This is a genomic window from Actinoallomurus soli, from assembly GCF_024055715.1.
Lineage (GTDB): Bacteria > Actinomycetota > Actinomycetes > Streptosporangiales > Streptosporangiaceae > Actinoallomurus > Actinoallomurus soli.
On record NZ_JAMXMV010000002.1, the window covers coordinates 192,070 to 211,731 of the forward strand.

The following is a 19,662-nucleotide window of genomic DNA, read 5'->3' on the forward strand; positions in this document are numbered from 1 at the left end:
ATCGATGGAGCTGCGGGACATCGAGATCTTCCTGACGTTGGCCGAGGAGCTGCACTTCGGGCGTACCGCCGAACGGCTGCACGTGTCCCAGGCCCGCGTCAGCCAGGCCATCGCCAAGCAGGAACGGCGCATCGGCGCGGCGCTGTTCGACCGGACCAGCCGGCGCGTGGCCCTGACCCCGATCGGCCGGCGCCTCCGCGAGGACCTGCGGCAGGCATACGACCTCCTGCAGGCGGGACTCGCCCGCGCGGAGGCGGCCGGTCTCGGCGCGGGCCAGACCCTGCGGATGGGTGTGATCGGCCAGTTCGGGCACGAGCTGCGCCCCCACCTCGACGCCTTCCGCAGCCGCTATCCCGGCAGCGACGTGCAGTTCGTCGAGGTCGTGGGCGGCGCCCCGTTCACGACCCTGCGTACCGGAGAGACGGACGTGAACGTCCTGTGGCTGCCCGTCGCCGAACCCGATCTCACCATCGGCCCCACCGTTGCCACCGGAGGACGCGTGCTGGCCGTGCCCGTGGATCATCCGCTGGCCGATCGCGGCACGGCCTCCCTGGAGGACCTCGCCGACGGTCACGTCGTCGACCTCGGCCCCGGCGCCTCCGAGTACTGGCTCGCATCGATGGTCCCGACGCGTACGCCGCTCGGCCGCCGGGTCCCGCGCGGACCGGCCGCGCGCACCTTCCAGGAGATCCTCTCCCTGGTGGCCGCCGGGGACTGCGTTCACCCGCTGAGCGCGCACGCCGCCCGCTACAACAGCCACCCGGGCATCGTCTTCGTGCCCATCGACGAGGCGCCCGACCTTCAATGGGCGCTGGTCTGGCGCTCCACCGCCGACGGTCCCGCGATCCGCGCGCTGGCCCAGACCGCCGCCGACGTCGGCCCGATCGCGCTGTGACCGGCGACATGCGGGAGGCGGCGGACCGGCGTTCCCCGGGTCAGCCGCCCAAGAAGGGCTCCAGCAGCTCGGCGGTGACGGCGCGCAGGCGGGCGCGGATCGCCGGGTCGTACGTGCCCTCGTGCGCCCTCGCCTCACTCTCGCCGTCGAAGTACCGGCCCGTGACCGCACCGCCGGCCGGTCCGGCCGCGAGGTTCAGCACCGCCCTGGCGCCCGTGCCCACGGTCGACATGGGCGGCATCATCGCCTCCCGGACCATGTGGGTGTTCATGAACGTCGCGGGGTGCAGGCAGTTGACGGTGACGCCCTCGCCGGCGAGCTCGTCCGCCAGGTCGAAGGTGAACGCGGCGAGCGCGAACTTGCTGCGGTAGTAGGCCTGGGCGCCGGTGTAGCCGGTGTCCATCCTCAGATCGGCGAAGTCGACCGGCGCCTGTCCGACCGAGCCGACGTTCACGATCCGGGCGGGCGCCCCCTCCCGCAGGGCCGGCGTCAGCCGCCGGGCCAGCAGCGCCGGAGCCAGGTAGTTCACGGCGAACCGCAGCTCGTGGCCGTCCCCGCTCAGCCGCCGCCTGCGGTAGGGCGGACGGCCGGCGCCGATCCCCGCGTTGTTGACCAGCAGCCGGAGCCCGCCGTGGTCGGCGCTCACCCGGTCGGCCAGTTCCCGTGCCTGCGCGAGCGACGCGAGGTCGGCGAGGTACGCCTCGGCGGTGCCGCCGGCCTTCTCGATCCGGCCGACCACGTCGGCGGCCCGGTCGGCGTCCCTGCCGTGGACCAGGACGTGCATCCCGTGCTCCGCCAGGGCCGTGGCGACGGCCCGGCCGAGGCCCGCGGTGGCGCCGGTGACCAGGGCGATCCCGGTGTTCGTCATCGTCTCTCTCCTGTTCCCGGTCGGCTCAGGCCGCTTTGGCCAGGCCGAGGACCCGCATGACCATCCGATCCCGGAGCCGGACGGGCAGCCGTGCCACGAGCAGCATCGGCCGGACGTCGGAGTTCGCGAGGTACCGCGGCTTCGGCCTAGCCGCCTCCATCGCCTTGACGATCGTGCGGGCGACCGTCTCGGGCTTGGACGCCCGCATCTTGGCCATGGCGGCTCCCATGGCCGCCAGCCGCGGCCGGTAGAGCGCGAGGCGCGCGGGGTCGGCGTCCGCGAGGGCGGCCTCGGCCGCCTCGTCCGCCTTGGCGAAGATCTGCGTGTCGACGGCGCCGGGGACGACGGTGACGACGGCGATGCCCTGCGCTCCGAGCTCGATGCGGAGGGCGTCGGACAGCGCGTCGAGCGCGGCCTTGCTCGCCGAGATCGGAGCGGCGAACGGTGCCGCGAGCCTGGCCGTCGGGGCGCTGATGTTGATCAGGCGGCCGCCGCCCTTCCGGAGCAGCGGCGCGAACGCCCGTACCACCTCCGCGGGCCCGAAGACGTTGATCGCGAACTGGCGGCGCAGCTCGTCGGCGGGCACGAGTTCCAGGGGGCCCTGGATGATGATCCCCGCGTTGTTGACGACGGCGTGCAGGCCCTCGCCGTCCTGCAGCCGGGCGACCTCGGCGGCGGCCTCGGCGACGCTCTCCGGATCGGTGACGTCGATCCGTACCTGCTCGATCCGCTCCTGTCCTCGCAGGTGAGGGGTGTCGCGGCGCACTCCGGCGTAGACGCGGTACCCCCGCTCGGCCAGGGCCTGGACGGTCGCGGTGCCGATGCCTCCGCCGGCCCCCGTGACGAAGACGGCGCGTTCGTTCCGCTGCGCTGCCTGACTCATGATCGACCTCACATGTACTTAGGGACATGTACCTTGGGACAGGATGATCATCAGCCGTCCCGGGAGGACATGTCAAGATGGACGTCCGGATCACGAGTGAGGACGGTGAGGCAGTGTCGCTGCGGCATGGTCTGCTCGGGCTGCTCGCCGAAGGACCGGCCAGCGGCTACGACCTGGCCCGGCGCTTCGAGGAGCACCTGGGGCCGGTGTGGCCGGCCCAGCACCCGAAGATCTACGCGGAGCTGTCCCGGCTCTCCGACGCCGGGATGATCGAGGTCGACAGCCACGGCCCACGCGGCCGGAAGGCCTACCGGATCACCGACGCCGGGCTGGCCGAGATCCGCCGCTGGCTCACCGAGGAGAAGGTCGACCACACCCTCCGCATCGAGTCCGTCCTCCGGTCGTTCTTCTTCTGGCTCATGGAGACCGACGACCTCCAGGCGCACCTCCGGCGCGAGCAGGAGTTCTTCGCCGAGACCGCCGCGGTGGCGCGCGGCTACGCGGCGGCCAAGGATCGCGGCGACTTCGGGACGAGCGAGCAGACCCGCTCCATGCGCGTCGCCATCGAGGCGGCGAACCGGATCTACCAGGCGCTCGCCGACTGGGCCGAGTGGGCGCAGACCGTCCCCCCGGCCGTACCGGCCGGGGACGGCGAGGACTGAGCCGGAGGCCCGCACCGCGGCGGGCCTCCGGTGTCGGGGTCAGCTACCGCACTTCTGCCCGTTCAGGGTGAACGCCGTCGGCACCGGGTTCTGGCCGGTCCACGCGCCGTTGAACCCGATCGACGTGGCCGCGCCGGGGTTCAGGTGGCCGTTCCAGCTCAGGCTGGCCGCGGTCACGCTCTTACCGGTCTGCTGCCAGGTGGCGGACCAGCCCTGCGTGACCCGCTGGCCGGCGTCCGGGAAGTCGAACGCCAGCTTCCACCCGTCGACCGCCGTCGTACCGGTGTTGGTGACGGAGACGCTCGCGGTGAAGCCGCCCGGCCAGCTGCTGCCGATCGTGTACGCGACCTTGCAGGTTCCCGCCGAGGTGGCCGCCGTCCGTACGGTCAGCGACGGGGAGACCGGTGAGACGTTGCCGGCCTTGTCCCGGGCCCGGACCGCGAACGTGTAGGAGGTGTCCGGGGTAAGACCGGTCACCGTGTACGCGGTGCCGGTGGCGTCGCCCACCTTGGTCATCGAGTCGCCGTCGACCCGCAGGACGTCGTAGCCGGCCACGCCGGTGTCGTCGGTCGACGCCGCCCAGCTGAGGGCGACGCTGTCGCTCGTGACCGTCCCGGCGACCGGCTTGCCCGGCGCAGTCGGCGGCTGCGTGTCGCCCTGCCCGCCGCTCGGCAGCACGACCATGGTGATCGAGTTGGCCGGGAAGGTGGCGTTGAAGCCGGTCGCGGTGACGGGCTGGTCGGCCTGCCGTACGACGCCGGTCAGGTCGGCGGAGCTGTAGCGGTAGACCTGCGCGGTTCCGGCGGAGGCGCCGGTGAGCGCGACGGGGCTGGTCAGGTCGTCGCCGGTCTTGTTCACGACGACCATCGTGAGCGCCTTGTCGCTCGACCGCTGGGCGGCGTAGATCGCGAGCTTGCCCTGGTCCTCGCTGGTCGCCTTGACCGAGGTCTCGCCGAACGCCCCGCCCTTGCCGTCGTAGTTGCGGTAGATCCGGAAGGCGTCGGCAACCGGCTGGTCGCTGGTCGGGGCGGTCCACAGGTCGGCCATGTCGAGCCCCTCGCGGCCGAAGATGCCGAGGACGTCCGCCTCGGCGAGCGCCCCGTTGATGTCGCCGAAGGCGCCCCAGCTGTACTCGGTCATGGCGGTCTTCGTGCCGGGGTAGTGCTGGTCGACCAGCGCCCGCATCCTCGGGATCATCTGCACCGGCTGGTTGATCCAGCTCTCGTCCACGTACGTCGGGTCCCAGAGCTGACGGGTGGAACGCAGGCGCAGCTCCTTGGTGGCCGCGTCGCCCGGATCGCTGCCGGAGACCCCGGACTGCTGCGGGTACAGGTGGATGTCGAAGTAGTCCAGAATGCGGGTGCCGTGCGCCTGCTCGTACGCGCGCATCTGGTCGAGGTACCACGGCCCGAGGTCCTCACCGCCGTGCGCCGCCTTGTCCGGCGGGTTCGACCAGCAGCCGGTGCGGTTGCACTGGTCCTGGTCGAGGCCGGAGTAGAAGATCGAGTTCAGGCCCCAGCCGACCGGCCCGAGCGTCTTGGCGTCCGGATCGGCCTCCTTCACCGCCGCGGCCCACTGGTACGTGCGGTCGCGCAGCTCGTCGTAGCCCAGGCCGGTGGGGCGTACGTCGCGCTGGGTGCTGTGCCAGATGTCCGGCTCGTTGTCCAGGTCGTAGTACTGCACTCCGCCGTCGGCGGCGCCGCCGTACCGGCTCTTGAGGTGGGCGATCCAGTCCTTCGCGTACTGCGGGCCGACCTGGACGCTGGTGTCGGTCGGGTCGTTCCCGGTGATCTGCGTGCCGTCCGGTGTGACGCCGTTCCCGCAGTCCGGCGCCCACTGGTCGGTCTGCTGCTGCGGGCCGTACTTGGCGACGCTGAAACCGCACGCCTTCGCCCGGTCCTTCGCCACCCAGCCGATCATCGGCAGGGTGAGGATGGTCTTCGTGCCGGTGGCCTGGTCCTGCTCGACGAAGCGGTCGGTCTCCGAGCCGTCCGGGAGCGTGGACGGGTCGGGGTTGTCGTTGGGGATGTTCTCGAAGTACCAGTCGGCGGCGCGGTTGGTCGTGTCGTTACGGAAGTTGTAGCGGGAGGTCGCGTTGCCGCCCCAGCGCCGTACGGGCAGGCGCAGGTCGCGGGCGAGGTCCTCGTCGGCGAAGTTCATTCCGTAGATGTCGGGGCTGATGGCGTGCCGGGCGGCCGTGAGGTCGACGGCCAGTGCCGGGCCGGTGGCGGCCCGGGCCGGCCGTGCCGCGATCACGCTGCCGCCGAGGGCGGCGGCGAGCGCGACCGAGAGCAGTGCGGGGGCAGTGCGCACGGAGCGTCCTTTCGTCGTGGGAGCGCTCCCATAGCACACAGCTCACCGCGTCACGTCAACGAATCCCGTGAATCTTTCAGAACCGCTCAGCGCTTCACGGCCACGCCGCCGCACATGTGGGGCGCGGGATCGTCCGGGTCGGCCGGCTCGTCGGGGTGCCACTCGGTGACCTTGACGACGCCCGGATCGACCAGCTCCAGGCCCTCGAAGAAGCGCTCGATCTCGGCCCTGGTGCGCATCTTCATCGGGATCCCCTGCGAGCGGTAGGCGTTCACCCCATCGGCGAGCGGGCTCGCCTCGTCGGCCGTGGGCACCACCGACAGCGCGAGCACGCTGCCCGGCGCCAGCGGCTCGATCAGAGACCGTACGACCGTGAGCGCCTCGTCCTCGTCGACGAAGAACTGCAGGATCGCGATCAGGGTCAGCGCCACCGGCCGGCCGAGGTCGAGGGTCTCGCGGAGGACGGTGGAGCCGAGGATGGCCCCGGTGTCCCGCAGGTCGGCGTCGATGTAGGCCGTGCACCCCTCGGCGGAGCTCGTCAGCAGCGCCCGTGCGTGCGCCAGGACGATCGGATCGTTGTCGACGTAGACGACTCGTGTCTCCGGCGCGAGCTCCTGAGCGACCTCGTGGAGGTTCGGCGAGGTCGGCAGGCCGGTGCCGATGTCGAGGAACTGCCGGATGCCCAGGTCCCCGACCAGATACCGCGTCATGCGGAGCATGAAGTCGCGATTGGCCCGCATGGAGATCGGCAGGGTCGGCAGGTGCCTGGCGATCGCGTCGGCCGCGGCGCGATCCGCCGCGAAGTTGTCCTTACCGCCGAGCATGTAGTCGTAGATCCGCGCCGAATGCGCGACATCCGTGCGCAGATCCGGTGCCTGCACGGCGCCCGCCGACCCGTCGCCGATCCCGTTCGTCTCCACGCGCGACCTTCCCGTAAGGTGCCTGGAGCAAGTGATCTTAAGGGCCGGGCTCAGAAACCCGCGACCGCGTGCGGGGTGTAGGGCTTCTCCAGTCGGGCGATCTCGTCGTCGGTGAGCCGCAGTTCGAGCGCGGCCAGGGCGTCGTCGAGGTGCCGGTCCTTCCCCATGCCGACGATCGGCGCGGTCACGAACGGCCGGCTCAGCACCCAGGCGAGCGCCACCTGGGCACGCGGCACGCCCCGGGCCTCGGCGATCGCGCCGACGGCCTCGACGATCTCCCGGTCGCCCTCCTGGTAGAGGGTCTTGCCGAACTCGTCGGTGGCGGCGCGATGGGTCGTCTCGTCCCAGGCGCGGGCGAGGCGGCCGCGGGCCAGCGGGCTCCACGGGATGACGCCGACGCCCTGGTCCACGCAGAGCGGCATCATCTCGCGCTCTTCCTCGCGGTAGAGGAGGTTGTAGTGGTTCTGCATCGTCACGAAGCGTGTCCACCCGTGCCGCTCGGCGGTGAACTGCGCCTTGGCGAACTGCCACGCCCACATGGACGAGGCTCCGATGTAGCGGGCCTTGCCGGCCTTCACCACGTCGTGCAGCGCCTCCATGGTCTCCTCGATGGGCGTCGAGGGGTCCCAGCGGTGGATCTGGTAGAGGTCGACATAGTCGGTGCCGAGGCGCCGCAGGCTGTTGTCGATCTCCGTCATGATCGCCTTACGGGACAGGCCGCCGCCGTTCGGGCCCGGCCGCATCCGACCGTGCACCTTGGTCGCCAGAACGATCTCGTCGCGCCGCGCGTAGTCGGCCAGCGCCCGGCCGACGATCTCCTCGCTCGTGCCGTCGGAGTACACATTGGCCGTGTCGAAGAAGTTGATCCCGGCCTCGACGGCCCGGCGGATCAGCGGACGGCTCTGCTCCTCGTCCAGGGTCCAGGCGTGATTGCCCCGGTCGGGGATGCCGAAGCTCATGCACCCCACGCAGATCCGGGACACGTCCAGGCCGGTCGCACCGAGTTTCACGTACTCCATCTGTCTCCATCTCCTCGAATATCGCAATGCCGAAGGCCCCGCGCTCGCGTGGAGCGCGGGGCCTCAGGGACGATCAGGCCGGGCTACTGGCGGTTGACCGACTCGGCCGCGGGCGGCGGGGAGTCGGGCACCGAGGCCGGCTTGGGCTCACCGGTGAAGGTGAACTTGGCGGTCTCGCCGCTGCCCTCGACACCGACGATCACGATCTCGCCGGCGCGCAGCTCGTTGTACAGGATCTTCTCGGACAGGTTGTCCTCGATCTCCCGCTGGATCGTGCGGCGCAGCGGACGGGCGCCCAGCACCGGGTCGTACCCGCGCTCGGCCAGCAGGTCCTTGGCCTCGGGCCGCAGCTCGATGCCCATGTCGCGGTCCTTGAGCCGCTCGTCCACCTTGGCGATCATGAGGTCGACGATCTCGATGATCTCCACCGGGGTGAGCTGGTGGAAGACGACGATGTCGTCGACACGGTTCAGGAACTCCGGCCGGAAGTGCTGCTTGAGCTCCTCCTGGACCTTCGCCTTCATCCGGTCGTACGACCCCTGCTGGTCGTTCTCCCGGGCGAAGCCGACGGAGACGCCCTTGGAGATGTCCCGGGTGCCGAGGTTCGTCGTCATGATGACGACGGTGTTCTTGAAGTCCACGACCCGGCCCTGGGCGTCGGTCAGGCGACCGTCCTCCAGGATCTGCAGCAGCGAGTTGAAGATGTCCGGGTGGGCCTTCTCGATCTCGTCGAACAGGACCACGGAGAACGGCTTGCGGCGGACCTTCTCGGTCAGCTGGCCGCCCTCTTCGTACCCGACGTAGCCGGGCGGGGAGCCGAACAGCCGCGAGACCGTGTGCTTCTCCATGAACTCGGACATGTCGAGCTGGATCAGCGCGTCCTCGTCGCCGAACAGGAACTCCGCGAGGGTCTTGGACAGCTCGGTCTTACCGACGCCGGACGGGCCGGCGAAGATGAACGAACCGCCGGGACGCTTCGGGTCCTTCAGGCCGGCGCGGGTACGCCGGATCGACTGGGACAGCGCCTTGATGGCGTCGTTCTGGCCGATGACCCGCTTGTGGAGCTCGTCCTCCATGCGGAGCAGCCGCGCGGACTCCTCCTCGGTGAGCTTGAAGACCGGGATGCCGGTGGCCGTCGCGAGGACCTCGGCGATGAGCTCCTCGGTGACCTCGGCGACGACGTCCATGTCGCCGGCCTTCCACTCCTTCTCCCGCTGCGCCTTGGCCTGGAGAAGCTGCTTCTCCTTGTCGCGCAGCGCGGCGGCCTTCTCGAAGTCCTGCGCGTCGATCGCGGACTCCTTGTCCCGGCGCACGTCGGCGATCTTCTCGTCGTACTCGCGCAGGTCCGGCGGCGCGGTCATGCGGCGGATGCGCATCCGCGAACCGGCCTCGTCGATGAGGTCGATCGCCTTGTCCGGCAGGAACCGGTCGCTGATGTAGCGGTCGGCGAGCTGGGCGGCGGCCACCAGCGCGCTGTCGGTGATCGACACGCGGTGGTGCGCCTCATAGCGGTCCCGCAGGCCCTTGAGGATCTCGATCGTGTGGCTGAGCGAGGGCTCGGCCACCTGGATCGGCTGGAAGCGGCGCTCCAGCGCCGCGTCCTTCTCCAGGTACTTGCGGTACTCGTCCAGCGTCGTGGCGCCGATGGTCTGGAGCTCACCGCGGGCCAGCATCGGCTTGAGGATGCTGGCGGCGTCGATCGCGCCCTCGGCGGCGCCCGCGCCGACGAGCGTGTGCAGCTCGTCGATGAACAGGATGATGTCGCCGCGCGTGCGGATCTCCTTGAGCACCTTCTTCAGGCGCTCCTCGAAGTCACCGCGGTAGCGGGAACCGGCGACCAGCGCGCCGAGGTCCAGCGTGTAGAGCTGCTTGTCCTTCAGCGTCTCGGGGACCTCGCCCTTGACGATCTTCTGGGACAGGCCCTCCACGACGGCGGTCTTGCCGACGCCGGGCTCCCCGATCAGCACCGGGTTGTTCTTGGTACGGCGGGACAGCACCTGCATGACCCGCTCGATCTCTTTCTCTCGCCCGATGACGGGGTCGAGCTTGCCCTCGCGCGCGGCCTGGGTCAGGTTGCGGCCGAACTGGTCCAGCACGAGCGAGGTCGAAGGCGCAGCCTCCGACGGGCCGCCGGACGACGCCGGCTCCTTGCCCTGGTAGCCGTGCAGCAGCTGGATCACCTGCTGGCGGACGCGGTTCAGGTCGGCCCCGAGCTTCACCAGGACCTGGGCCGCCACACCCTCACCCTCGCGGATCAGGCCCAGCAGAATGTGCTCGGTCCCGATGTAGTTGTGGCCGAGCTGCAGCGCCTCCCTCAGCGACAGCTCAAGGACCTTCTTCGCCCGCGGAGTGAACGGGATGTGTCCCGAAGGTGCCTGCTGCCCCTGGCCGATTATCTCTTCGACCTGCTGGCGGACGGCCTCGAGGCTGATGCCCAGACTCTCCAGAGCCTTGGCGGCAACACCCTCGCCCTCGTGGATGAGGCCCAAGAGGATGTGCTCGGTGCCGATGTAGTTGTGGTTGAGCATCCTGGCCTCTTCCTGAGCCAGGACGACAACCCGCCGCGCGCGGTCCGTAAACCTCTCGAACATCTCGTCGCTCCTCACAGAGCGGTCGGGCAGAGGCCGGGATGTCCGACCCTGTCCTCCCGCATGCTAGCCCGCCCCGCGGTCCCTACCTCGGCGCCGTACCAGAGAAGATTCCCCGGGCTAGGGCTGTTCATCCTCATCCAACTACCGCGCGGGGCCCGGATGTTCCCCGTACGCCGCAAGCGAACGGCCCGCCGCCGACAAACTCAGGCAACGGGCCGGTCTGACTTCTCTCTGCCGCGGGTCAGTGCGCGCGCTCGTACTCCTCGACGACCGTCGCGGGGATGCGTCCGCGCTCGTTGACCTTGATCCCACGCGCCTTCGCCCACGCACGGATGTCCGCGCTACGCTCGCGGCTCGAGGCGGCACGGCTGCGGCGGCGGCGTCCCACGCCGGCCCTCCGCGCGTGCTCCACGAACGGGGACAGAGAATCGCGCAGCTTCTTCGCGTTGTCGCTGCTGAGATCGATCTCATAGGAGACACCGTCGATAGAGAACGGAACCGTCTCCTCCGCCTCGCCACCATCGAGGTCGTCGATGAGGCGCTTAATGATCTGCTCTGCCATGGAGACTGACCTTTCACCGGAGCAAACTGCATTCGGTTGCCAAAGATATACCGCGACGGTGGCCGATGACAATTCGAACCACAGATCCGAGTTTAGCACGCCCGTTACGCAGCGTTATCCCCGGCAATCGCTCTGGATCCCCCGGGTTACTGGCCGCTCCGGCGCTTCTCGGAGGTGCGTTCGCGCCGTCGCTTACCGCCCATCTCTCGCCGCACCACCCAGAACACGCCCGCCAAGAACGCGGCGGCCACGGTGAGAGGCGGCGCGAGGGCCGCCAGGTCCTTCCACATCCTGTCCACGCCTTCCGTTGGCCGGGTTTAAGGGACGCCTGGCCCGAACGCTGCGGTTCTGGACCTGCATCCTCACCGTGAAATTGTCTCCCAGCGCCGAGCCGGGGCGCGCACCGACCCCTTTCGGGCCCGGCCTCGGCGACCATGCGGAGCCTCGTGGGAGCTCCGGGATTGAACGAGGCCGGCCGCGAGCCCACTGATCAACGTACGGGCCCGCCCTCGGCGTTCCCGCAGCGTCCGGGGTTGGTGGGCATGTCGGCGACGGCCGTCACAGGCATGCCCGCTAAACGGGCGTCTCTCCGATTTGGCGACACCTCCGGCATCGCGAATAACAGCCTCGAAGCTGCCCTTAACCCCCAGCCTGCTCGAGAATGCGCCCTGCGGGCCATGCCCCCGCAGTCCCAGATCCCCTGTGGGGCAAGGGGTTCCGGGGAATCCGGCCGCCCCGGCGATCGGGCGATCATAAGTCCCGGGACATGGCAGGATCCATTGGGGTTGGGTCGGACGATCGAGAGACGGCGGCGACGACGTGATGTTCTACGCGGACCTTCATATCCATTCGAAGTACTCCCGCGCCTGCAGCAAGGACTGTGACCTTGAACACTTGGCCTGGTGGGCCGGGCGCAAAGGCGTATCGGTCGTGGGCACCGGGGATTTCACGCATCCGGCGTGGATGGAGGAGCTGCGGCAGAACCTCGTTCCCGCCGAACCGGGGCTGTTCCGGCTGCGGCCCGAGCTGGAGCGGCGGGTGGCCCGTACACTACCGCCCGCCTGCCGGGCTCCGGTGCGCTTTCTGCTCTCCGTGGAGATCTCGACCATCTACAAAAAGGGTGAACGCACACGGAAGGTGCATCACCTTCTTTATGCTCCGACGTTCGAGGCGGCCGAGCGCATCACCGCCGCCCTGTCCCGCATCGGGAACCTGACCTCGGACGGGCGGCCCATCCTCGGCCTCGACTCCCGGCATCTGCTGGAGATCACGCTGCAGAGCGACCCCGGGTCCTACCTCATTCCGGCGCACGTGTGGACCCCGTGGTTCTCGGTGCTGGGGTCGAAGTCCGGTTTCGACGCCGTCGCCGACTGCTACGACGACCTCGCGGACCACATCTTCGCCGTGGAGACCGGTCTGTCCTCCGACCCCCTGATGAACTGGCGGGTCGGATCGCTCGACCGGTACCGCCTCGTCAGCAACTCCGACGCGCATTCCCCGCCCGCGCTGGCCCGTGAGGCGTCGGCCTTCTCGACGGACCTGGACTACTACGCGCTGCGCGCGGCGCTGGAGACCGGTGAGGGGTACGCCGGCAGCGTCGAGTTCTTCCCCGAGGAGGGCAAGTACCACCTCGACGGGCACCGCAAGTGCGGCGTACGGCTGGAACCGGAGGAGACCAAGGCGCAGGACGGCCGCTGCCCGACCTGCGGCCGCCCGCTCACCGTAGGCGTGCTCTACCGCGTCGACGAACTCGCCGACCACCCGGAGGGACGCCGGCCCGAGGGCGCGGCGGACTTCCGCAACCTCATCCCCCTGCCGGAGATCGTCAGTGAGATCCACGGGGTCGGGCCGCGCTCGAAGTCCGTCCTGGGCAACATCGCCGAACTCGTGGCGGCCCTCGGGCCGGAGCTGGCGATCCTCGACGAGGTGCCGCTCGACGACGTGCGCCGCGCGGGCGGCGAGCTGCTGGGCGAGGCGATCGCCCGGCTGCGGCGGGGCGAGGTGATCCGCGAGGCCGGGTTCGACGGCGAGTACGGCGTGATCCGTCTCTTCGAGGCGGGCGAACTCCGCCGGGAGGGCAAGCGCGCCGTCGGCCTCATGGGCGCGCCCGACGACTCGGGCCTGTTCGACCTGCCCGAGCCGTCCGCCGCGCCCGCCGTACGGGGCGCGGCGCCGGTGGTCCGCGAACCCGGCCTGTTCGACGTTCCGGGCGCCGAGGATCGTCCGTCTCCGCTCGAGAGCACCGCCCCCGCGCCCTCAGAGCCCCGTGAGGAGGTCGAGGAGGCCGTCCCCGACGATGAAACACCGATCGAGGGCCAACAGGACATCCTGGAGGCCGTCGAGGCCGTCGAGGCCGACAGGGCCGACGAGGCCGACAGGGCCGACGAGGCCGTCGAGCGGCCGCTCCCGGCCGGGGAGGAGACGTCGGTCCTGGACGGGCTCGACCCGGACCAGCGCGCCGCGGCCGCTCATCCCGGCGGGCCACTGCTGATCATCGCGGGGCCCGGAACCGGCAAGACCCGTACGCTGACGCACCGCATCGCCCACCTCGTCGGCGAGCGCGGCGTCCCGCCCGAGCGGTGCCTGGCGATCACGTTCACCCGCCGCGCCGCCGAGGAGATGCGCGAGCGCCTCGACGCCCTCCTGCCCGGCCGCGCCCGCCGGCTCACCGTGACGACCTTCCACGGCCTGGGCGCGTTGATCCTGCGGGAGCAGCACACCCGCGCCGGGCTGCCCGACGGCTTCCGGATCGCGGACGAGACCGACCGGCTCGAAATCGCGCGGGAGATGACCGGCTCGGACAAGGAGGCGCGGCGGCTGCTGGCCGAGTTCGACCGGCCGGAGGGCGACGGCGGGCGGGACGAGTCCGAGTCCCGCAGCGTGTTCGAGAAGCTGCTGCGCGAGCGCGGCCTGGCCGACTTCACCGACCTGCTCCGCCTCCCCGTACGTCTCCTGGGCGAGGACCCCGAGCTGGCCGGGATCTACCGCGACCGCTGGCCGTGGATCAGCGTCGACGAGTACCAGGACGTCGACGAGACGCAGTACGCCCTCCTGCGCCTGCTGACCGGCCAGAGCCGAGGGGACGGCGGGCCGCCGACCGGGGAGAGCCCGGGGGATGAGAGGCCGGCCGGAGAGAGCACGGGGGACGGCGGGCCGACCGGGGAGAGCACGGCGGACGGCGGGCTGACCGCGATCGGTGACCCGGACCAGGCGATCTACTCCTTCCGCGGCGCGGACGTCGGATTCTTCCTGCGCTTCCAGGAGGACTTCGCGGGCGCGACGACGGTCCAGCTGACCCGCAACTACCGGTCGGCGCCGGCGATCGTCGACGGAGCCGTGCGCGCGATCGCCGCCACCAGCCTGGTGCCCGGCCGTACGCTCGTCCCGCAGCGGTCCGGCGACCGGCTCATCCAGGTGCACGAGACCGCCGACGCGCAGGCGGAGGCCGACCACGTCGCCGGCACGATCGACCGGCTGCTGGGCGGGGCGTCCTTCCACTCGATGGACTCCGGGCGCTCCGACGGCCACCACACCGACCACCTGGACTTCTCCGACATCGCCGTGCTGTACCGCACCGACGCGCAGTCCGAGGCGGTGATGGAGGCGCTGACGCGGGCCGGCATGCCGTACCAGAAGCGCTCGCACGACCGGCTGCTGGGCCGGCCCTGTGTCCGGGAGCTCGCGCACGAGCTGCGGCACCACGGCGGTCCGCTGCGCGACCGGCTCCGGGCCGCGACGGGCGTGCTCGCCGAGGTACACGACGAGGCGGTGCTGCGGTCGGCGGCCGAGCTGATGACGCCGCTCGCCGGCCGCCACGGCGAGGATCTGGAGGCGTTCCTGGGCGAGCTGGCCCTAGGCGCCGAGGTCGACGCGTACGACCCGCGTGCGGACCGGATCGCGCTGCTGACGCTGCACGCGGCCAAGGGGCTGGAGTTCCCGGTCGTGTTCGTCATCGGCTGTGAGGACGGGCTGCTGCCGCTGCGGCTGCCGGACAGCGACGAGGCGGAGGAGCGCCGGCTGTTCTTCGTCGGCATGACGCGGGCGCAGACGCACCTGTTCCTGTCGTCCACGCGCCGCCGGGAGCCCTCGCCGTTCCTGCGCGCGATCCCGGCCGAGCTGGTGACCCGCCCGGAGGCGGCCCGCCGCCGTCCCCGCGACCGGCAGCTACGGCTGCTCTGAGCCGGGCTCGTCCACGAGGTAGGGGTCGCCGGGCTCCGCTTCCATCTCGCCGGGCTCCGCTTCCACGGGGCCCGGCGAGGACGGCTCTTCCTCGGGCCCCGGCGCGGGCGATCGTACGTCGAGCACCAGCGTGCCGGCCGCGCGGTCGTGCAGGGCCTGGCGGTAGGAGCCCTCGAACAGCAGGCCGTTCTCGGCCAGCCAGAAGATCCCGGCGAGGATGTTCAGGACCGGTACGGGGCGCGCGGCGGGCGGCAGGGTGTAGATCGCCGTCCGGACGAGCGCCTGCACCACCGTCGGCCGCTCCCCCGTCACCGAGATCACCCGCAGCCCGGTGAGACGCTTGCCGACCGTACGGCCCCAGATCGCCACCTGCACCGCCTCGTACAGGAAGAAGGCCACCGCGAAGGCGAGGGGGGCGACGACGCGCTGCGCGGTCTCGCGAGGGAACAACTCGGTCGCGCCCAGACCGATGGGCACGCCGACGATGAGGATGTCGATGATCCGGGCGACCAGCCGCTGGGACGGCTCGGCGACCGCGCCGACGCCCTCCTCGGTCATTCGTCCGCGAACTCTCGGTCGTCGACCACGACGGTGGCCGCCAGCCGGTCGTGCAGCCCCTGATGCAGGGGCTGGTCCCAGATCGCCCAGAGGTACGCCATCACGGTGCCCACTCCGCAGCCGAAGAGATAGACGACGTTGTTGACCGCCGCGCGGGCCGACGCGCGGGCCGGGGTCAGGGGCTCGCCGGTCTCACCGACCACGCGGAGCCGCAGCACCCGCTTGCCGAGCGTCTGCCCCCAGAGCGCGAGCTGCACCGCCTCGTACCCGAACGGGAGGATCCCCAGGACGAGGATCCAGCCGACGATGGCGGTGCCGGACCAGATGCCGCCGCCGTTCTTGACGTGGCTGCCCGGCTCGTTGAGCCCCACCGCCGCGATCATGAAGGGGAGGATGAGCGCGAACCCGACCACCCCGAGCAGCCCCGCGTCGATCAGCCGCGCGGCGGCCCGCCGCGCGATCGGGGCCAGCAGCAGCTCCGCGGGCGGCTCCTGCCCGCCGTACGCGCCGCCGTCGTCGTACGCGCCCTGGCCGCCGTACTCGTCCCGGCCGCCGTAGCCGTCCTGGCGGCCGTACGCGCTCTGACCGCCGTAGCCGCTCTGGTCGCCGTACGACGGGTAGGCCTCGCTCATCGATCACCTTCCAGGTGCAGCAGCATCCGCGTGTTGCCCAGGGTGTTCGGCTTGACCCGCTCCAGGTCGAGGAACTCCGCCACGCCGTCGTCGTAGCTGCGCAGCAACTCCTCGTACACCTCAGGAGAGACCGGCGTGCCCTTGAGGCGCTCGAACCCGTGCCGGGCGAAGAACTCCACCTCGAACGTCAGGCAGAACACCCGGCGTACCCCCAGCTCGCGCGCGGTGTCGAGCAGCCGCGCGACGATCCGGTGCCCCACGCCATGCCCACGCCGGGACGGATCGACGGCCACCGAACGGACCTCGGCGAGATCCTCCCACATGACGTGGAGGGCGCCGCATCCCACGATCTCACCGCTCGCCCGGTCCTCCGCCACCCAGAACTCCTGAACGTCCTCGAACAGGGTGACGGTCGTCTTCTCCAGCAGGCGGCCCGGCCCGGAGTACAGGTCGATGAGCCGCCGGATCGCCCGGACGTCGCTGACGCGGGCACGGCGGGTCGCTATATCCACGAACAGGGAACCCTAGTCGTTAGGGCCCACTGGTCAGATCAGCTGCCGCCGCGCCGCCCAGACAACGGCCTCGATGGGGGTGTTCACGTCGAGCCGGTCACAGATCGATCGCAGCCTCCTCCGCAGGGTGCGCGCGCTGAGCTCGAGCTTCCGCGCCGCCACATCTGCGGTGACGCCTGTGGCGATCTGCGCGAGCAAGCGGAGCTCGTCCTCGCTCAGACGCGGATCGTCGGTGCCACGGCGTGCGAGTGTGGCCTGTTCCACTCCGTCCTCCCTCATCCCGGGTGATGGCTGCGGGGGTGCGGCGACCGCCGCATGGGCACGGGTAGGCGAAGGCGCACTTGACCGGAGTTGGCCGCCCGCCCGCATGAGGATGCGCGACGCGGGAACTCCGGGTAACGATTCATACGTTGGAGAGTTGAGCGGGAACGTCGCCTCGGGTGCACGAGGGAACGTCCCGGCGGCGTTGCCGGGACCGATTTCGGCGTGTCCGGGTGGGGTCATGTGTGCGCCCTCGCCCCCATCCTTTCGCGCAGCGATCCGGCAAGATCGTGAATCGTTTCAAGGTACGCTCCGCTCCGGAACGCTAAGCGGCCGTCTTCCGAGCGTCAAGGGTTGGCATGTTACGCCGCGTACGCCGTCGTATCCGTTCCGCTACATAACACATCGGCCACAGTTGTTCACCCTCGTCGACCTGCGGAAATCGGTCTCACCGGGAAGGTGGAAGCGTTGGCGCGCATCAGCATCCGAGATGTTGCGATCCATGCGGGGGTCTCGGTGGGCACGGTTTCGAATGTCCTTAATCGGCCAAACCTCGTGGCCGAAGCCACCCGCGAGCGCGTACAGGCCTCCATCGGCGAGCTCGGTTTCGTGCGCAACGAGACCGCGCGGCAGCTCCGGCAGGGGCGAGGGCACATCCTCGGCGTGGTCCTGCCGACCATGTCCAACCCGCATTTCACGGAGGTCGGCCGGGCCGCCGAGGAGGCGATGAACGCCGACGGGTTCGACGCGCTGTGGTGCACGAGCGACGGCTCCCGCGCGAAGGAGCAGCGCTGCCTCGACTTCCTCGAGGAACAGAACGTCTCGGGCGTGCTCATCAGCCCGCTCGACCTCGACGAGGACCGCGTCGCCGAGCTCCACGGTCACGGCCTCGCCGTCGTGCTGCTCGACCGGGTCGGCGTCCGCGTCTGCTCCGTGGGGGCCGATCACCGGGCGGGCGGGGCGCTGGCCGCCCGCCACCTGCTGACCCGGCGGCACCGCCGGCTGTTGTTCGTGACCGGCCCGCTGTCCGCCAGGCCGGTACGCGAGCGCCATCACGGCGCCGTACGCGCGGCGCTGAACGCCGGGCTGACCGAGCGCGACCTGACGACGTTCGAGCAGGCGGAGATGACCGCGGCGGCCGGCCAGGCGGCGGCGGTCCGGCTGCTCACGCTCGACCCTCTGCCGACCGGCGTCTTCTGCGCCAACGACCTGCTCGCGCTGGGTCTGGTCAACGAACTCGTACGGGCCGGGGTGAAGGTGCCCGCGGAGATCAGCGTGGTCGGCTACGACGACATCGACCTGGCCGCGACCGCCGTCGTGCCGCTGACGACCGTACGCCAGCCGCGCGCGGAGCTCGGCCGTACCGCCACCGAACTCGCGCTCGCGGAGACCGGCGACCCGGAGCACCACGATCACCGGCAGGTCGTTCTTTCTCCCGAGCTCATCGTCCGCGAGTCCGCCTGAGCGGCGTCGCCACGGGCCGTCCGCCCGTGACGGCGTCGTCGGCGCGTCCGCCCGAACCTACGGCGAGGGCCTCCGCCCCCGAAGGGGGGAGGCCCCGCGTTCGCTCGGTCAGGCCGTGGCGGCGGCCGGCGCGACCTCCTGGTGGCCGATGGCCAGGCCGCTGTCGGCGTCGAAGAAGTGCAGGCGGCTGGTGTCGATCGACAGGTCGATGTCCTGGCCGGGCCGCACGTGCGAGCGGGCGTTGACGCGCGCGGTCCACAGCGCCTTGTTGTCGGCGAGCGGGATCGCCGCGTCGTCCTCGTCGGCGTCGTGGGCGAGGTCGGCGGTGTCCTTGTGCTCGACCGGCGGCGCGTCGATCGCGAAGATCACGTTGATCTCGCTGCCGAGCTCCTCGGTGACGTCCGCGTGCACCCGGATCGTCGGCCACTCGTTCGGGTTGTGCCCGGCGTCCTCGAAGTCGGACGGCCGGACGCCGAGGATGACCTCCCGGCCGAAGTAGTCGTCCAGGCCGGGGCGGCCCGTCAGGACCGACTCCGGCACGGGCAGCTTGTATCCGGCGAAGGCCACGGCCGGGCCGTCGTCGCGGACGAGCTCCGCGGTGACGAAGTTCATCGCCGGCGAGCCGATGAACCCGGCGACGAACAGGTTGACCGGGTTGTCGAAGAGGTTCTGCGGGGTGTCGACCTGCTGCAGCTTGCCCTCGCGGAGCACGCAGACGCGGTCGCCGAGGGTCATGGCCTCGATCTGGTCGTGCGTGACGTACACCGTCGTGACGCCGAGCCGGTCGTGCAGCTGGTTGAGGGAGGCGCGCATGGACACGCGGAGCTTGGCGTCGAGGTTCGACAGCGGCTCGTCCATCAGGAACGCCTGCGGCTCGCGGACGATCGCGCGGCCCATCGCGACACGCTGCCGCTGACCGCCGGACAGGGCGGCCGGCTTGCGCTTGAGGAACTGGTCGAGGCCGAGCATCTTGGCGGCCTCGTTGACCCGCTTCTTGATCTCCGGCTTCGGGGTGCCGCGCAGCTGCAGGCCGAACGCGAGGTTCTGCTCGACCGTCATGTGCGGGTAGAGCGCGTAGTTCTGGAAGACCATCGCGATGTCGCGGTCCTTCGGCGCCAGGTTGTTGACCACCCGGTCACCGATCGAGATCTCCCCGCCGGTGATGTCCTCAAGACCGGCGATCATCCGGAGGGCGGTCGACTTGCCGCACCCGGACGGGCCGACGAGCACCATGAACTCCCCGTCCTGGATCTCCAGGTTGAGGTCGTTCACCGCCTTGACTTCGTTCGAGTAGGCCTTGTCCACATGGCTAAGGACGATCTTCGCCATAGGGGAATCCTCCG

General features: G+C 70.7%; 17 protein-coding genes. 4 read left to right on the forward strand and 13 right to left on the reverse strand.

Translation table 11 applies throughout. The annotated features are described in order from the left end of the window. The first annotated feature begins 4 nt into the window (after window positions 1-4). Entirely contained in the window at window positions 5-895 is an 891-nt protein-coding gene (locus NDW01_RS06845) for a LysR family transcriptional regulator (protein WP_252817767.1), read from the forward strand. Window positions 896-935: 40 nt separating this feature from the next. On the opposite strand, the gene NDW01_RS06850 is transcribed toward NDW01_RS06845, so the two are convergent. Together NDW01_RS06850 and NDW01_RS06855 are read right to left on the reverse strand one after the other, a co-directional pair. Beyond that, window positions 936-1,763, reverse strand: coding sequence for an SDR family NAD(P)-dependent oxidoreductase (locus NDW01_RS06850; RefSeq protein ID WP_252817769.1), 828 nt, complete (start codon window positions 1,761-1,763; stop codon window positions 936-938). A 25-nt stretch (window positions 1,764-1,788) separates the two neighbouring features. Then, on the reverse strand, window positions 1,789-2,646 hold the full coding sequence (locus tag NDW01_RS06855; protein ID WP_252817772.1) for an SDR family NAD(P)-dependent oxidoreductase: 858 nt from the start codon (window positions 2,644-2,646) through the stop codon (window positions 1,789-1,791). Window positions 2,647-2,723: 77 nt separating this feature from the next. Here NDW01_RS06855 and NDW01_RS06860 point away from each other — a divergent pair, with 77 nt between their 5' ends. After that, the gene (locus NDW01_RS06860; RefSeq protein WP_252817774.1) at window positions 2,724-3,308 is read left to right on the forward strand and encodes a PadR family transcriptional regulator; all 585 of its coding nucleotides are present in this window, start codon (window positions 2,724-2,726) and stop codon (window positions 3,306-3,308) included. 39 nt (window positions 3,309-3,347) lie between these two features. Here NDW01_RS06860 and NDW01_RS06865 read toward each other — a convergent pair whose 3' ends face one another. From NDW01_RS06865 to NDW01_RS06890, 6 genes are all read right to left on the reverse strand, one after another. Further along, a complete protein-coding gene (locus tag NDW01_RS06865; protein WP_252817776.1) occupies window positions 3,348-5,621 on the reverse strand; it encodes a glycoside hydrolase family 44 protein in 2,274 nt (757 codons plus the stop codon). 86 nt (window positions 5,622-5,707) lie between these two features. Beyond that, entirely contained in the window at window positions 5,708-6,541 is an 834-nt protein-coding gene (locus tag NDW01_RS06870) for an SAM-dependent methyltransferase (protein ID WP_252817779.1), read from the reverse strand. A 50-nt stretch (window positions 6,542-6,591) separates the two neighbouring features. Further along, window positions 6,592-7,560, reverse strand: coding sequence for an aldo/keto reductase (locus NDW01_RS06875; RefSeq protein ID WP_252817781.1), 969 nt, complete (start codon window positions 7,558-7,560; stop codon window positions 6,592-6,594). An 83-nt stretch (window positions 7,561-7,643) separates the two neighbouring features. Continuing rightward, on the reverse strand, window positions 7,644-10,151 hold the full coding sequence (locus tag NDW01_RS06880) for an ATP-dependent Clp protease ATP-binding subunit (RefSeq protein ID WP_252817783.1): 2,508 nt from the start codon (window positions 10,149-10,151) through the stop codon (window positions 7,644-7,646). 241 nt (window positions 10,152-10,392) lie between these two features. Then, on the reverse strand, window positions 10,393-10,713 hold the full coding sequence (locus NDW01_RS06885) for a histone-like nucleoid-structuring protein Lsr2 (RefSeq protein ID WP_252779361.1): 321 nt from the start codon (window positions 10,711-10,713) through the stop codon (window positions 10,393-10,395). Window positions 10,714-10,859: 146 nt separating this feature from the next. After that, complete coding sequence (locus NDW01_RS06890; protein WP_252779360.1) at window positions 10,860-11,012, reverse strand: hypothetical protein; 153 nt, start codon at window positions 11,010-11,012, stop codon at window positions 10,860-10,862. A 520-nt stretch (window positions 11,013-11,532) separates the two neighbouring features. Between NDW01_RS06890 and NDW01_RS06895 the strand changes: the two genes are divergently transcribed. Continuing rightward, window positions 11,533-14,892, forward strand: coding sequence for a UvrD-helicase domain-containing protein (locus NDW01_RS06895; RefSeq protein WP_252817786.1), 3,360 nt, complete (start codon window positions 11,533-11,535; stop codon window positions 14,890-14,892). On the opposite strand, the gene NDW01_RS06900 is transcribed toward NDW01_RS06895, so the two are convergent. From NDW01_RS06900 to NDW01_RS06915, 4 genes are read right to left on the reverse strand one after another with little or no spacing between them, the layout of a single operon-like run. Next, the gene (locus NDW01_RS06900; RefSeq protein ID WP_252817788.1) at window positions 14,878-15,450 is read right to left on the reverse strand and encodes an RDD family protein; all 573 of its coding nucleotides are present in this window, start codon (window positions 15,448-15,450) and stop codon (window positions 14,878-14,880) included. The genes NDW01_RS06895 and NDW01_RS06900 overlap by 15 nt on opposite strands. Further along, a complete protein-coding gene (locus NDW01_RS06905) occupies window positions 15,447-16,082 on the reverse strand; it encodes an RDD family protein (RefSeq protein WP_252817791.1) in 636 nt (211 codons plus the stop codon). Before NDW01_RS06905 ends, NDW01_RS06900 begins: the two co-directional genes overlap by 4 nt. Further along, complete coding sequence (locus tag NDW01_RS06910) at window positions 16,079-16,594, reverse strand: amino-acid N-acetyltransferase (protein ID WP_252779356.1); 516 nt, start codon at window positions 16,592-16,594, stop codon at window positions 16,079-16,081. The genes NDW01_RS06905 and NDW01_RS06910 overlap by 4 nt, the downstream gene beginning before the upstream one ends. A gap of 33 nt (window positions 16,595-16,627) precedes the next feature. Next, window positions 16,628-16,858 carry a transcriptional regulator gene (locus NDW01_RS06915; protein WP_252840607.1) on the reverse strand — a complete coding sequence of 77 codons (231 nt, stop codon included), beginning with the start codon at window positions 16,856-16,858 and terminating at the stop codon, window positions 16,628-16,630. Between the two features lie 456 nt (window positions 16,859-17,314). Here NDW01_RS06915 and NDW01_RS06920 point away from each other — a divergent pair, with 456 nt between their 5' ends. Beyond that, a complete protein-coding gene (locus NDW01_RS06920) occupies window positions 17,315-18,319 on the forward strand; it encodes a LacI family DNA-binding transcriptional regulator (RefSeq protein WP_308211657.1) in 1,005 nt (334 codons plus the stop codon). A gap of 108 nt (window positions 18,320-18,427) precedes the next feature. Here NDW01_RS06920 and NDW01_RS06925 read toward each other — a convergent pair whose 3' ends face one another. After that, complete coding sequence (locus tag NDW01_RS06925) at window positions 18,428-19,648, reverse strand: ABC transporter ATP-binding protein (RefSeq protein WP_252817796.1); 1,221 nt, start codon at window positions 19,646-19,648, stop codon at window positions 18,428-18,430. Between the last annotated feature and the right edge of the window lie 14 nt (window positions 19,649-19,662).

Coding starts and splice junctions, on each gene's coding strand:
- NDW01_RS06880 (WP_252817783.1), bottom strand. CDS start 10,151: ATGTTCGAGAGGTTTACGGACCGCGCGCGGCGGGTTGTCGTCCTGGCT.
- NDW01_RS06875 (WP_252817781.1), bottom strand. CDS start 7,560: ATGGAGTACGTGAAACTCGGTGCGACCGGCCTGGACGTGTCCCGGATC.
- NDW01_RS06845 (WP_252817767.1), top strand. CDS start 5: ATGGAGCTGCGGGACATCGAGATCTTCCTGACGTTGGCCGAGGAGCTG.
- NDW01_RS06885 (WP_252779361.1), bottom strand. CDS start 10,713: ATGGCAGAGCAGATCATTAAGCGCCTCATCGACGACCTCGATGGTGGC.
- NDW01_RS06850 (WP_252817769.1), bottom strand. CDS start 1,763: ATGACGAACACCGGGATCGCCCTGGTCACCGGCGCCACCGCGGGCCTC.
- NDW01_RS06925 (WP_252817796.1), bottom strand. CDS start 19,648: ATGGCGAAGATCGTCCTTAGCCATGTGGACAAGGCCTACTCGAACGAA.
- NDW01_RS06855 (WP_252817772.1), bottom strand. CDS start 2,646: ATGAGTCAGGCAGCGCAGCGGAACGAACGCGCCGTCTTCGTCACGGGG.
- NDW01_RS06905 (WP_252817791.1), bottom strand. CDS start 16,082: ATGAGCGAGGCCTACCCGTCGTACGGCGACCAGAGCGGCTACGGCGGT.
- NDW01_RS06900 (WP_252817788.1), bottom strand. CDS start 15,450: ATGACCGAGGAGGGCGTCGGCGCGGTCGCCGAGCCGTCCCAGCGGCTG.
- NDW01_RS06860 (WP_252817774.1), top strand. CDS start 2,724: ATGGACGTCCGGATCACGAGTGAGGACGGTGAGGCAGTGTCGCTGCGG.